Annotated in this window: 10 protein-coding genes; 8 read left to right on the plus strand and 2 right to left on the minus strand. The window is 58.0% G+C overall.

All coding sequences use genetic code 11. The features are described from left to right. Positions 1 to 7: 7 nt before the first annotated feature. The 6 genes from IM295_RS10600 (at position 8) to fhuB (ending at position 9675) form a co-directional block, all read left to right on the plus strand. The gene (locus tag IM295_RS10600) at positions 8 to 2488 is read left to right on the plus strand and encodes a fimbria/pilus outer membrane usher protein (protein ID WP_193066660.1); all 2481 of its coding nucleotides are present in this window, start codon (positions 8 to 10) and stop codon (positions 2486 to 2488) included. Between the two features lie 8 nt (positions 2489 to 2496). Further along, positions 2497 to 3501: a fimbrial protein gene (locus IM295_RS10605; protein ID WP_193066661.1), complete on the plus strand. Its 1005-nt coding sequence runs from the start codon at positions 2497 to 2499 to the stop codon at positions 3499 to 3501. A gap of 201 nt (positions 3502 to 3702) precedes the next feature. Continuing rightward, a complete protein-coding gene (gene fhuA / locus IM295_RS10610; RefSeq protein ID WP_045259489.1) occupies positions 3703 to 5958 on the plus strand; it encodes a ferrichrome porin FhuA in 2256 nt (751 codons plus the stop codon). Positions 5959 to 6008: 50 nt separating this feature from the next. Then, entirely contained in the window at positions 6009 to 6806 is a 798-nt protein-coding gene (fhuC, locus tag IM295_RS10615; protein ID WP_028015563.1) for a Fe3+-hydroxamate ABC transporter ATP-binding protein FhuC, read from the plus strand. Further along, complete coding sequence (fhuD, locus tag IM295_RS10620) at positions 6806 to 7696, plus strand: Fe(3+)-hydroxamate ABC transporter substrate-binding protein FhuD (RefSeq protein WP_045259490.1); 891 nt, start codon at positions 6806 to 6808, stop codon at positions 7694 to 7696. Before fhuC ends, fhuD begins: the two co-directional genes overlap by 1 nt. Continuing rightward, complete coding sequence (fhuB, locus tag IM295_RS10625) at positions 7693 to 9675, plus strand: Fe(3+)-hydroxamate ABC transporter permease FhuB (RefSeq protein ID WP_193066662.1); 1983 nt, start codon at positions 7693 to 7695, stop codon at positions 9673 to 9675. Before fhuD ends, fhuB begins: the two co-directional genes overlap by 4 nt. Before the next feature lie 44 nt (positions 9676 to 9719). On the opposite strand, the gene hemL is transcribed toward fhuB, so the two are convergent. After that, positions 9720 to 11000 (minus strand): glutamate-1-semialdehyde 2,1-aminomutase, encoded by a 1281-nt coding sequence (gene hemL / locus IM295_RS10630; RefSeq protein WP_028015566.1) that lies wholly within the window; start codon positions 10998 to 11000, stop codon positions 9720 to 9722. A gap of 177 nt (positions 11001 to 11177) precedes the next feature. Between hemL and clcA the strand changes: the two genes are divergently transcribed. Next, positions 11178 to 12578, plus strand: a complete 1401-nt coding sequence (clcA, locus tag IM295_RS10635; protein WP_193066663.1) for a H(+)/Cl(-) exchange transporter ClcA — start codon at positions 11178 to 11180, stop codon at positions 12576 to 12578. Between the two features lie 79 nt (positions 12579 to 12657). Further along, complete coding sequence (erpA, locus tag IM295_RS10640) at positions 12658 to 13002, plus strand: iron-sulfur cluster insertion protein ErpA (protein ID WP_008501923.1); 345 nt, start codon at positions 12658 to 12660, stop codon at positions 13000 to 13002. A 58-nt stretch (positions 13003 to 13060) separates the two neighbouring features. On the opposite strand, the gene IM295_RS10645 is transcribed toward erpA, so the two are convergent. After that, a complete protein-coding gene (locus IM295_RS10645; protein WP_028015568.1) occupies positions 13061 to 13684 on the minus strand; it encodes a TRIC cation channel family protein in 624 nt (207 codons plus the stop codon). Position 13685 lies beyond the last annotated feature (1 nt).

A 13685-nucleotide genomic window follows, 5' to 3' on the forward strand; every position in this document is an offset into this window, starting at 1 on the left:
GTATTTTATGTCGTCATCTCTGCTTCACAAACAGGTACTGCACGGGATCGCGCTGACGCTGCTCGCCGCGATCCAGCCTGCAAGTGCCGATGACGAATTTAACCTGCGGATCCTTGAACTGGATACGCCGCTCGAAAATACCTCTACGCTAGAAAACTTCATCAATGATAACGGGTTACTTGCTGGAAGCTACCTCACGACTGTTATGTGGGATCGGGACGTTGTGGATAAACGTCCCATCGCTTTCGTGCTGTCTGACGATAAACAGCGCCTGCTGCCGGAGCTGACGAAAGCGGATCTGCGCGATTACGGCGTGAAAGTCGACACGATCCCGGACTTAAAAGATCTTGATGACGGCGCTTACGTCCGCGATATCTCCCATTTCATTGAAAATGCCCGTTACGAATACAATCAGGATGACCAGACCCTGAAGCTGGTCATCCCGCAGGCGTATCGCGACCATGCTGCCGCTGGCGCGATACATCCAAAATTCTGGGATGACGGCGCGCCTGCCGCCTGGACAAGCTATCAATTCAGCGGTTCTCAGCAGCACTACAGTTCGGGCAAAACCTCGTCGACCTGGCTTGGCCTGGAGTCGGGGATTAATCTTGGGGCGTGGCGGCTGCGGAATAACAGCACCTGGAGCGACGCTTCCGGCTGGGAGGCCATTGCCAGCACGTTACAACGCGACATCAAAACGCTGAAAAGCCAGCTTGAGATTGGACAGACATATACCAATGGTGAGCTTTTTGACAGCGTCCAGATGACCGGCGTGAAGCTGGAAACGGATACTTCTATGCTGCCTGTTAGCCAACAGGGCTTTGCGCCCGTCGTGCGCGGTATTGCCAATAGCGATGCGAAAGTCACTATCAAGCAAAACGGCTACACCATCTATCAGACAAACGTCTCGCCGGGGCCGTTCGAGATCCGCGATTTAAGCCAGGTCACATCCGGAGCCGATCTGGAAGTGACCGTCGAAGAGGCGGACGGCAGCGAGCATAGCTTCATCCAGGCCAGCGCGTCGGTGCCGGTGTTACAGCGGGAAGGCGGCTTTAAGTATTCGCTGGCCGCAGGGCGCTATCGCGGTAATGAAGGTGAAGACGAACCCACCTTTGCGCAAGGCACAGCCATCTATGGTCTGCCTTACGGCGTCACGGCGTTTACCGGCGCGCTGGGTTCATCACTGTATCACGCGCTGCTGCTGGGGCTCGGAGCCGATCTGGGGCATTTCGGCTCTGCCTCTGTCGATCTCACCGCCGCGCGTACCGCGTTTGATGACGGGCGTGACGATGCCAGCGGTTTATCCTGGCGGGCGCAGTATTCAAAAGACATTCCTGACACGGATACCACCGTCACGCTTGCCAGCTATCGCTACTCCACATCGGGGTTCTATACCTTTCAGGAAGCTATCGATCAGCGTGACAGCGAAATCGATGACGGCATTTATACCTACCGCAGAACTAATAACCGCCGTAGCCGCATGCAGCTCAACCTTTCCCAGCGGGTTTCTGACTGGGGCTCGGCCTATCTTAACGGCTATCAGCAGGACTACTGGGATATGGACGGCCATGAGCGCAGCGTCAGCGCGGGGTTCAGCTCCAGCTGGCGCGACATCACCTGGTCGATAAGCTACAACCTGACCCGCACGCCAGATGCCGATACCGACCGGCAAATGGCGTTGACGGTCAACATTCCGTTATCAAAGTGGCTGCCGAATTCCTGGGCAACCTACAGTGCTAATACCTCCAGTGGCGGATTTGTCTCGCATCAGGTCGGGCTCGGCGGTACCGCGCTGGAGGACAATAAGCTGAGCTACAACCTTCAGCAGAGCTATGCCAATCAGAATACGGGCTACGGCGGCAGCCTCTCCGGTCGTTACCGGGGGGCTTCCGGCGAGGTCGGCATGGGGTACAGCTACGGTGGCGATAACCGGCAATGGAACTACAGCGCTCAGGGATCGATTGTGGCCCACGAACATGGCGTGACGCTGGGGCAGCCCGTACGCGACGCCTTCGCCATTGTGCACATTAAAGATGGTGATAACGTCAAAGTGCAGAACGGACGTGGCATCACGACGGACCGTTTTGGTAACGCGATCGTTCCTTCTCTGACGGCCTACCGGCACAACGTCATCACCGTGAATACGCAGGATCGGGAAGATATTGATATCGACGCGGCAACGCTGGATCTCGTGCCGACGAAAGGGGCGGCAGTGCCGGCCACGTTCGACGCGCGCGTGGGACGACGCGCGCTGGTGACCCTGCTCTATGCGGGTAAGCCCGTGCCGTTTGGTGCCGTGGTGGCGCTGGATAACACCACGGCCATCGTGGGTGATGACGGTGAGGTTTACCTGACCGGGCTGTCCGGCAAAACAACGTTTAGCGTGCAGTGGGGAGAAGAGCGCGATCGGCAGTGTCACGGGACGCTGGATCTTCCCTCGCAGAGCCCGGCAGGGATCGTGAAAGCCACGGTCAACTGCCTTAACTGAGGTATCTCATGAACCTACGACGTATCGTTAACACATTTCTGCCACCGGTACTGCTTGTGCTGGCGGGGGCATTTTGCCATTCAGCCCGGGCAGATTGTACCTTCAACGGCAGCGCTGATGCGGATGCCGTGGTGACGTTTCAGCTTCCCCCGGTCATTATTGTCGCCCCCGACACGCCCGTCGGCACCGTGCTTTATGACGCCAGCGTCGAGAGTAAAGCGGTGACGGTGGATTGTAGCGGTGACGCGCAAATTCGACGCGGGTATTTGTACCTCACGGATGCGGATGCGCGTGAAGATGTGATGAGCGGGGTCTATCAGACTAACGTGCCGGGTATTGGCATCCGCGCGGCATCGTCAACCGAACGGTTTCCCGGTTACACTGAGCAGGATATTGTCCGGCCCATGCACTTTGTGGGATCGATCCATGGCTATTCGACAAGTACATCTGTATTCCGCGCCGCTGCCCAGCTGGTCGTCACGGGCGCTATCCAGGAGGGCGATCTTGATACCTCACGGTTAACCTCAATGGATATCCTGGGCAACGCGCCGATCGGTGAAATGCGCTTCTCTCCCACCAGCGTTCACATCACCACCAATACCTGTAACCTTGTCGATCGCAATATCTATGTGCCGCTGAAAACGGTCAATACGCAGGACTTTAGCGGCCAATATTCTGACATCCTCACGGACGACAGCTTTAAGATTGAGATCACCGACTGCGCGGCAGGCACAAAGGTGGATTATCAGTTTACCAGCGCGGGCTCAACGGGCGTCACGAACGGCAATATTTTGGGGATCGCCTCCGGAGATTCCGCCGCTGAAGGCGTCGGCATTCAGATCCTTGACCAGAATGATACGGTGCTGCAGTTCGATCGGAACTATACGGCGATAACTGGCGCGCAGGACAACGTTCCTGTCGAGATCCCACTCAAGGCTCGCTACGTCAGGACGGGGGAGATAAAAGCCGGCAAAGTCGATTCTGTCGCGACGTTCGAGCTCTTTTACCGTTGATTCATCCTGCCCGCTCTGGCGGGCTAAGGATCATTTCACTAACTTCGTTAACCCTCTCTTTTCATCTGGTTAATTCTTAAACCCTTAAATCTTGTAGGGCCGCTTACTGCTTGCTATGCAACCAGCGTTTCGCATATTATTCTGCGGTCATAATAATAATTCTCGTTTACGTTATCATTCACTTTTCCATCAGAGATAAACATGGCGCTTTCCAATACTGCTCAGCCAATTAACACGTCGCTGCGTAAAGTCGCGGTTGTCGTAGCCACAGCGGTTGCCGGCATGTCTGCATTTGCTCACGCTGCCGAAACCCCGAAAAAAGAAGATACTATTACCGTTACCGCTGCACCTGCTGCACAGGAAAGTGCCTGGGGACCTGCTGCGACTATCGCCGCTCGCCAATCTGCGACCGGTACCAAAACAGACACCCCAATTCAAAAGGTTCCACAGTCTATTTCTGTGGTAACTGCCGAAGAGATGGCGCTGCACCAGCCGCGTTCGGTGAAAGAAGCCCTGAGCTACACGCCGGGCGTTGCGGTGGGCACGCGTGGTGCGTCCAACACCTATGATTATCTGGTTATTCGCGGTTTTGCGGCCGATGGTCAGAGCCAGAACAACTACCTCGACGGCATGAAAATGCAGGGGAACTTCTACAACGACGCGGTGATTGACCCGTACATGCTGGAGCGCGCCGAAATCATGCGTGGCCCGGTTTCCGTTCTGTACGGAAAAAGCAGCCCAGGCGGCCTGCTGAACATGGTAAGTAAGCGCCCAACGACCGAGCCGCTGAAAGAGATCCAGTTTAAAGTGGGTACCGACAGCCTGTTCCAGACCGGCTTTGACTTCAGCGATGCGATCGACGATGACGGTGTCTATTCATACCGCCTGACGGGCGTTGCGCGCTCGAACAATTCGCAGCAGGAAGATAAGGGCGAGCAGCGTTACGCTATCGCGCCATCCTTCTCCTGGCGTCCGGATGATAAAACCACCTTCACGTTCCTCTCCTACTTCCAGAACGAGCCTGAAACGGGCTACTACGGCTGGCTGCCAAAAGAGGGGACGGTTGACCCGCTGCCAAACGGCGATCGTCTGCCGACTAACTTCAATGAAGGCGCGAAGAACAACACCTATTCCCGTAACCAGAAAATGGTGGGATACAGCTTCGACCACGAATTCAACGATACTTTCACCGTGCGTCAGAATCTGCGCTTTGCCGAGAACAAAACCTCGCAAAACAGCGTTTACGGCTACGGCATGTGTTCCGATCCGCTCTATTCGAGTAATCCGGCATCCAGCCCTTGCGCGAGCATTCCTCAGTCACAATGGGGGCATACGCTGACTCGCCAGTATGTGATCGATGACGAGAAGCTGCAAAACTTCACCGTTGATACGCAGCTTCAGAGCAAGTTCGCGACGGGGGCTCTCGACCATACTCTGTTGACAGGCGTTGATTTCATGCGCATGCGTAATGACATTAACTCCTGGTTCGGCTACGCCGGCTCCGTTGCGCCATCCGATATTTACGATCTCGATCGTGGCGATTTCGATTTCGGTTCACACCCTGGACCGTCTGGTGCTTACCAGGTGCTGAACAAGCAGAAGCAGACCGGCGTTTACGCTCAGGATCAGATCGAATGGGATAAAGTGCTGGTGACACTGGGCGGCCGTTACGATTGGGCCGATCAGGAGTCCTACAACCGCGTATTAAATACCACCGCCAAGCGTGATGATACTCAGTTCACCTGGCGTGGCGGCGTTAACTACCTGTTCGACAACGGGGTAACTCCTTATTTCAGCTACAGCGAATCCTTTGAACCGGCTTCCCTGACCGACGCTCAAGGTAAACCATTCTCACCGTCTAAAGGCAAACAGTACGAAGCGGGCGTGAAATACGTGCCTAACGATCGTCCTATCGTGATCACCGGTGCAGTGTATCAGCTGACCAAAACCAACAACCTGATGGCTGACCCAACTGGCTCACCCTTCTCCGTTGAAGGCGGCGAGATCCGCGCCCGTGGCGTAGAGCTGGAAGCCAAAGCGGCGTTATCTGCCAGCGTGAACGTTGTCGGTTCTTATACCTATACCGATGCGGAATACACCACCGACACCAACTACAAAGGCAACACGCCGGCGCAGGTGCCAAAACATATGGCATCTCTGTGGGGTGATTACACGATGTTTGACGGCCCACTGTCTGGCCTGACGCTGGGTACCGGCGTGCGTTATACCGGCTCCAGCAAAGGTGACCCGGCGAATAGCTTCACTGTTGGAAGCTATACACTGGTTGATGCACTGGTCAGATACGATCTGGCGCGTGTAGGCATGGCCGGATCAAACGTCGCGCTTCACGTGAACAACCTGTTCGATCGTGAGTACGTTGCCAGCTGCTTCAACACCTACGGTTGCTTCTGGGGTGCTGAACGCCAGGTTGTCGCCACCGCGACCTTCCGCTTCTAACCTCTTTATGGGCACGGTTCGCCGTGCCCTTTTTATTTAAGTTGGCTGACATGCAGGATAATAAAACGCAATCCGACACCACCTTTACGCTCAATAATCTCTCCTTTCGCGTACCCGGGCGCACCCTGCTGCATCCGCTCTCTCTGACGTTTCCTGCCGGTAAAGTGACGGGCCTGATTGGCCACAACGGTTCCGGTAAATCCACGCTGCTCAAGATGCTGGGACGCCACCAGCCACCTTCTGAAGGGGATATTCTGCTGGACGATCGGCCGCTGGAGGGCTGGAGCAGTAAAGCCTTTGCCCGCAAGGTGGCCTACTTGCCGCAGCAGCTGCCGCAGGCGGAAGGGATGACGGTGCGTGAGCTGGTAGCGATTGGCCGCTATCCGTGGCACGGGGCACTTGGCCGCTTCGGCGTCGCCGACCGGGAGAAAGTAGAGGAGGCGATTGCGCTGGTAGGGCTAAAACCGCTGGCGCATCGCCTGGTGGATAGTCTGTCCGGCGGTGAACGTCAGCGGGCGTGGATTGCGATGCTGGTGGCGCAGGACAGCCGCTGCCTGCTGCTGGATGAACCGACCTCTGCGCTGGATATCGCCCATCAGGTCGACGTGCTGGCGCTGGTGCATCGCTTAAGCCAGCAGCGCGGCCTGACGGTGATCGCTGTCCTGCACGATATCAACATGGCGGCGCGCTACTGTGACTACCTCGTCGCGCTGCGCGGCGGTGAAATGATCGCTCAGGGCACGCCGTCTGAGCTGATGCGCAGCGAAACGCTGGAACATATTTACGGTATTCCGATGGGTATTTTGCCTCACCCTGCCGGGGCAGCTCCCGTGAGCTTTGTCTACTGATGCTGGATTCAACATACATTAGCCGCCGTCGCCTGCTGACGGCCATGGCGCTCTCGCCGCTGCTGTTGAAGATGGCCCCGGCCCGCGCCGCCGCTATCGATCCGCACCGCATCGTGGCGCTGGAGTGGTTACCCGTCGAGCTGATGATGGCCCTGGGTATCACGCCCTACGGCGTGGCCGACATTCCCAACTACACCCTGTGGGTGAATGAGCCAAAACTGCCGGACTCGGTCATCGACATCGGTCTGCGCACGGAGCCAAACCTTGAGCTTCTCACGCAGATGAAACCGTCTTATTTATTCTGGTCTGCGGGGTATGGCCCGTCGGAAGAGATCATGGCGAAGATTGCACCGGGACGAGGCTTTTCCTTTAGCGACGGTAAAAAGCCGCTGACCATGGCAAAAAATTCTATCCACGAGATGGCCCAGTTCCTCAACCGGGAAGCGGAAGCAAAACAGCATCTCGATGAGTTTGATGCGCTGATTGAGTCCCTTAAGCCGCGCTTTGCCCGCCGTGGCGATCGGCCTTTGCTGATGGTGACGCTGCTGGATGCCCGCCATATGCTGGTCTTTGGAAAGAACTGCCTGTTCCAGGAAGTGCTCGACAGCTTCGGCATTCGCAATGCCTGGGAAGGCGAGATGACGTTCTGGGGAAGCACCGCCGTGGGCATCGACCGCCTGGCGGCGTTTCGCAACGTCGACGTGCTGTGCTTTGACCACGGCAACGAGCGTGAAATGCAAACCCTGATGGCGACCCCGCTCTGGCAGGCGATGCCGTTCGTGCGCGAGCAGCGCTTCCTGCGCGCCCCTGCGGTATGGTTTTACGGCGCGACGCTGTCGGCAATGCACTTTGCCCGCGTGCTGGACAACGTGATGGGGGGCAAAGCATGAGTACGCGTATTGCCCGTTTCCCGGCGCTGCTGCTGGGGCTGATTTTTCTGGCGGCGCTGGCGCTAACCGGGTTCAACCTCTCCACGGCACTGCCGCGCGAGCAGTGGGCGGCCGCGTTTGCCGCTCCGGATATCGACAATATTCAGCAGATGTTGTTCCACTACAGCCTGCTGCCGCGTCTTAGCATTTCCCTGCTGGTCGGGGCGGGGCTGGGACTGGTGGGCGTGCTGTTCCAGCAGGTGCTACGTAACCCGCTGGCGGAGCCAACCACGTTGGGCGTGGCGACGGGTGCACAGCTGGGGATCACCATCACCACCCTCTGGACGCTGCCGGGGGCATTAACCTCGCAGTTTGCCGCGCTGGCAGGTGCCTGCGTCGTGGGCGCGCTGGTCTTTGGCGTGGCCTGGGGAAAACGTCTCTCGCCGGTCACGCTGATCCTCGCCGGGCTGGTCGTCAGCCTCTACTGCGGCGCGATCAACCAGCTGCTGGTGCTGTTTCACCACGACCAGTTGCAAAGCATGTTTATGTGGAGCACCGGCACGCTCACCCAGACCGACTGGAGTATCGTCCAGCGCCTGTGGCCACAATTGTTTGGCGGCGTGGTGCTCACGCTGCTGCTGCTGCGCCCGCTCACTCTGATGGGGCTGGATGATGGCGTGGCGCGCAACCTGGGGCTGGCGCTGTCGCTGGCTCGTCTGGCGGCGCTCACGCTGGCGATTGTGCTGAGCGCTCTGCTGGTGAACGCGGTTGGCATCATCGGGTTTATCGGCCTCTTTGCGCCGCTGCTGGCAAAAATGCTCGGGGCGCGTCGCCTTCTGGTACGTCTGCTGCTGGCGCCGCTGATCGGGGCGCTGATCCTCTGGCTTTCCGATCAGATCATTCTCTGGCTGGCGCGCGTCTGGATGGAAGTGTCTACCGGGTCGGCAACGGCACTTATCGGTGCGCCGCTGCTGCTGTGGCTGCTCCCGCGCCTGCGCAGCATCAGCGCCCCAGCGATGGACGCGGGCGATAAGGTCTACGCTGAACGTCAGTCGGTGCTGTGGTTCAGCCTTGCCGGTCTGGCGGTGTTGTTTATCGCCTCGTTTGCCGCCCTCGCGTTTGGGCGCGATGCCGCAGGCTGGCACTGGGCAACGGGAGACTTACTCAACGAACTGCTGCAGTGGCGCTGGCCGCGTATTCTCTCCGCGCTGATTGCCGGGGTGATGCTGGCGGTGGCGGGCTGTATTATTCAGCGTCTGACCGGTAACCCGATGGCAAGCCCTGAAGTGCTGGGGATCAGCTCCGGCGCGGCCTTTGGCGTGGTGCTGATGCTCTTCCTGGTGCCGGGCAATGCGTTTGGCTGGCTGATGCCTGCCGGGAGTATCGGTGCGGCGGCCACGCTGATGATTATTCTGGTTGCCTCTGGCCGCGGCGGATTTTCTCCACACCGCATGCTGCTGGCTGGTATGGCGCTCAGCACCGCCTTTACTATGCTGCTGATGATGCTGCAGGCGAGCGGCGATCCGCGCATGGCGAAGATCCTGACCTGGATTTCCGGCTCAACGTACAACGCCACCGCCAGCCAGGTTGCCTGGTCAGGAAGCGTTATGATCGTGCTGCTGGCGATGGTACCGCTGTGCCGTCGCTGGATGACCATTCTGCCGCTGGGGGGCGAAACCGCGCGTGCGGTTGGCTTAGCGCTGACGCCAACGCGCGTCGCGCTTCTTCTGCTGGCGGCGTGTCTGACGGCAACCGCCACCATGACCATCGGTCCACTAAGCTTTGTAGGGTTGATGGCGCCGCATATCGCCAGAATGATGGGTTTCCGACGGACGATGCCACATATTGTGATGTCGGCCCTGACGGGCGGGGTCATTCTGGTGTTTGCCGACTGGTGTGGAAGGATGGTGCTGTTCCCGTATCAGATCCCGGCAGGACTGCTGTCGACCTTTATCGGCGCGCCGTATTTTATTTATCTGTTGAGAAAGCAGAGCCGGTAATAAAAATAAACGGCAATCCTTAGATTGCCGTTTTAGCAATGCCCTTAGAGCTTCGCAAACACCTTACGCGCCGCGTCGATGGTGTTATTGATATCTTCTTCGCTGTGCGCCACGGACATAAAGCCCGCTTCGAACGCGGACGGTGCCAGGTACACGCCTTCTTCCAGCATCAGGTGGAAGAACCGCTTGAAGCGCTCAACGTCGCACTTCACCACGTCCTGATAGCGGGTCACGGTTTTCGCATCGGTGAAGAAAATCCCGAACATGCCGCCCACGTGGTTAACAACCAGCGGAATTCCCGCTTCTTCTGCGGCTTCCAGCAGACCGTTTGCCAGCTGCGTGGTGCGGTCCGTCAGGGTTTCATGAATACCCGGCTGCGCCACTTCGGTCAGACAGGCGAAGCCCGCAGCCATGGCAATTGGGTTACCGGAGAGCGTGCCCGCCTGGTAAACCGGGCCGGTTGGCGCCAGGGTTTCCATCACGTCCTTACGACCGCCGAAAGCACCGACCGGCATGCCGCCGCCGATGATTTTGCCGAGGCAGGTCAGGTCCGGCTCAACCTCATAATAAGATTGGGCGCCCGCCAGTGCCACGCGGAAGCCGGTCATCACTTCGTCGATGATCAGCAGCGCGCCGAACTCATCGCACAGCGCGCGAAGGCCCGGCAGGAAGTCAGGCTGCGGCGGGATGCAGTTCATATTGCCCGCAACCGGTTCAACGATAATGCAGGCGATCTCCTGCGGATACTGCTCGAACGCCGCGCGAACGGTGTTCAGATCGTTGTAGGTGCAGGTCAGGGTGTGCTTCGCGAAATCAGCAGGTACGCCAGGCGAGTTTGGCTGGCCGAGGGTCAGCGCGCCGGAGCCCGCTTTCACCAGCAGGCAGTCCGCATGGCCGTGGTAGCAGCCTTCGAATTTGATGATTTTGTCGCGACCTGTAAAGCCGCGCGCCAGACGGATGGCGCTCATGGTGGCTTCGGTACCGGAGTTAACCATACGCACCATGTCCATGGTCGGGACCAGCTCGGTGACCAGCTCCGCCATCTTCACTTCCATCTCGGTCGGCGCACCGAAGCTCAGGCCGCGCTGCGCGGCTTCGATGACCGCGTTACGAATGGCGGGATGGTTATGTCCGAGAACCATCGGCCCCCAGGAACCGACGTAATCGATATAGGCTTTGCCATCGACATCATACAGATACGCGCCGTCAGCACGTTCAATAAACAGCGGCGTGCCGCCCACGCCGGTAAAGGCGCGTACTGGCGAGTTCACGCCACCGGGGATTAGCTCGCGGGCTGCACTGTAGAGGTTTTCAGACTTGCTCATGGCGTCGTTCCTGGTTCGTATAAAATGATTAAGCACACTATTCTAAGTGATCCGCAGAAGGTTATGAAATTTTTAGCCTGTTAATGCTTTAAGATTTGTTAAGTATTTTTCAGGCGTCGCAGGGAAGGTCTCTGGTAAAATCTTCGCGGCTTTTTGTATGATGAATAAGAACAGGACATGAAATCAGATTCCCCGTCTTTTGAAGAACAACAGTTTACGCGCGCCCGGCACCGAATCAGCATTCGGCGGCTGCTCAATCGCGATAAAACGCCGCTGGCGATCCTGCTGGCCGCTGCGGTGGTGGGTACCCTTGCAGGGCTGGTTGGCGTGGCGTTTGAAAAAGCGGTTAACGCCGTACTCAACTGGCGAGTGGGTACCGTAGCCGGTTTTGCCGATCGCGAATGGCTGGTCTGGGTAGCGGCATTCGGCCTGTCTGCGCTGTTTGCCATGGTGGGGTATTTTCTGGTGCGTAAATTCGCCCCGGAGGCGGGCGGGTCTGGCATCCCGGAAATTGAAGGCGCGCTGGAGGAGCTGCGCCCGGTGCGCTGGTGGCGGGTGATCCCGGTTAAGTTTATTGGCGGGATGGGGACGCTGGGCGCAGGGATGGTGCTCGGCCGGGAAGGGCCAACGGTGCAGCTGGGGGGGAACGTTGGCCGCATGGTGGGCGACCTGTTCCGCATGCGCAGCGCCGAGGCGCGCCATACGCTGCTGGCCACCGGTGCAGCGGCGGGGCTTTCTGCGGCGTTTAACGCGCCGCTGGCCGGTATTTTGTTCATCATCGAAGAGATGCGCGCGCAGTTCCGCTACAACCTGATCTCCATTAAAGCGGTGTTCACCGGCGTCATTATGTCGAGCATCGTCTTTCGCATCTTTAATGGCGAAGGGGCGGTGATTGAAGTCGGTAAACTGACCAACGCACCGGTTAACACCCTGTGGCTATACCTGATCCTCGGCATGATTTTTGGTGTGGTGGGCCCGCTGTTTAACACCTTTATCTTACGCGCTCAGGATATGTTCCAGCGCGTTCACGGCGGCAATACCACGAAATGGGTGCTGATGGGCGGCCTGCTGGGCGGCATTTGTGGCGTGCTCGGCTTTATCGAACCGAATGCCGCGGGCGGCGGTTTCGGGCTGATTCCTATTGCCGCAGCCGGGAATTTCAGCGTGGGTTTGCTGCTGTTTATGTTTTTCTCCAGGGTCATTACGACGGTACTGTGCTTCTCCTCCGGCGCGCCCGGCGGGATTTTTGCCCCGATGCTGGCGCTGGGAACGCTGCTCGGCACCGCGTTTGGTATGGCGGCTGAGGCAGGTTTCCCCGCTTACCACCTGGACGCCGGCACCTTTGCAGTGGCCGGGATGGGGGCGCTGCTGGCCGCGTCCCTGCGCGCGCCGTTAACCGGCATCGTGCTGGTGCTGGAGATGACGGATAATTACCAGCTCATTTTGCCAATGATCATTACCTGTCTCGGCGCGACACTATTAGCCCAATTCCTGGGTGGAAAACCGCTATACTCCACCATCCTCGCGCGTACCCTGGCAAAACAAGAGGCGGAGCGGGCCGCCACGCAGAATACTTGAATGAATTACCAGGGTATTAGATAATGACGAAAAGAATTGGGTGAATTTTACCCAATAGCAGTATTCATGGGAGCATAAGATGAGTGATGACGTAGCTGTGCCGCTGGAGTTTACCGAAGCAGCAGCCAACAAAGTGAAAACCCTGATTGCCGACGAAGACAATCCGGATCTGAAACTGCGTGTCTATATTACCGGTGGTGGCTGCAGCGGCTTCCAGTACGGTTTTACCTTTGACGATCAGGTGAACGACGGCGATATGACCATCGAGAAGCAAGGCGTCGCGCTGGTAGTTGACCCGATGAGCCTGCAGTATCTGGTGGGCGGTTCGGTGGATTACACCGAAGGTCTGGAAGGTTCGCGTTTTGTGGTGACCAACCCGAACGCAACAAGCACCTGCGGGTGTGGTTCTTCGTTCAGCATTTAAGCCTGAATGCGGATTGTAGGCCCGGTAAGCGAAGCGCCTCCGGGCTTATAAACGACGCCTATCTTGAAGTTTCATCCAGCGCAAACGTCGGCAGCTTCAGGTGCCAGCGTATCGCCGCTAAACGTATCACCAGCGTCACGACCATCCCCAGCATCGCGGCGTTTTCCAGCGGAAGTGCAAACGTGTAGTACGCGGTCGCGTGGACAATGCCGCCCGCAATACAGGCCGTTGCGTAAATTTCAGTACGCAGGATCATCGGCACCTCACGCGCCAGAATGTCGCGAATGATGCCGCCGCCCACGCCGGTTAACACGCCCATGCAGATCGCCACCATCGGGCCGGTGCCCGCATTAAACGCCTTATTGACGCCAATACCGACAAACACGGCCAGACCTACGGCATCCAGTACCGGCAATATCCATTTGGGTAATCGGCGGGGCTGGCGAACCAGCACAATGGTTAACAGACAGGTGACCATCGCGACCACAAGATCGGTAGGATCTTTCACCCAAAACACCGGGCCATTTGCCAGCGCCATATCGCGGATTGTCCCGCCGCCAACGGCGGTCACCACGCCAAGCACCAGCACGCCAAACGGATCCATGCGTAGTTTTCCGGCGAGCAGGACGCCGGAGATAGCAAAAACGGCTGTACCAAGAATATCCAGCCAATAAACGAGCATC

Origin of the sequence: Enterobacter cloacae complex sp. P14RS, assembly GCF_014895895.1 — a bacterium.
GTDB classification, from domain to species: Bacteria; Pseudomonadota; Gammaproteobacteria; order Enterobacterales; family Enterobacteriaceae; genus Enterobacter; species Enterobacter bugandensis.

Excerpts from the sequence above, each read along its gene's own strand:
- IM295_RS10600 (WP_193066660.1), top strand. The coding sequence starts at position 8 with ATGTCGTCATCTCTGCTTCACAAACAGGTACTGCACGGGATCGCGCTG.
- IM295_RS10605 (WP_193066661.1), top strand. The coding sequence starts at position 2,497 with ATGAACCTACGACGTATCGTTAACACATTTCTGCCACCGGTACTGCTT.
- fhuA (WP_045259489.1), top strand. The coding sequence starts at position 3,703 with ATGGCGCTTTCCAATACTGCTCAGCCAATTAACACGTCGCTGCGTAAA.
- fhuC (WP_028015563.1), top strand. The coding sequence starts at position 6,009 with ATGCAGGATAATAAAACGCAATCCGACACCACCTTTACGCTCAATAAT.
- fhuD (WP_045259490.1), top strand. The coding sequence starts at position 6,806 with ATGCTGGATTCAACATACATTAGCCGCCGTCGCCTGCTGACGGCCATG.
- fhuB (WP_193066662.1), top strand. The coding sequence starts at position 7,693 with ATGAGTACGCGTATTGCCCGTTTCCCGGCGCTGCTGCTGGGGCTGATT.
- hemL (WP_028015566.1), bottom strand. The coding sequence starts at position 11,000 with ATGAGCAAGTCTGAAAACCTCTACAGTGCAGCCCGCGAGCTAATCCCC.
- clcA (WP_193066663.1), top strand. The coding sequence starts at position 11,178 with ATGAAATCAGATTCCCCGTCTTTTGAAGAACAACAGTTTACGCGCGCC.
- erpA (WP_008501923.1), top strand. The coding sequence starts at position 12,658 with ATGAGTGATGACGTAGCTGTGCCGCTGGAGTTTACCGAAGCAGCAGCC.
- IM295_RS10645 (WP_028015568.1), bottom strand. The coding sequence starts at position 13,684 with ATGCTCGTTTATTGGCTGGATATTCTTGGTACAGCCGTTTTTGCTATC.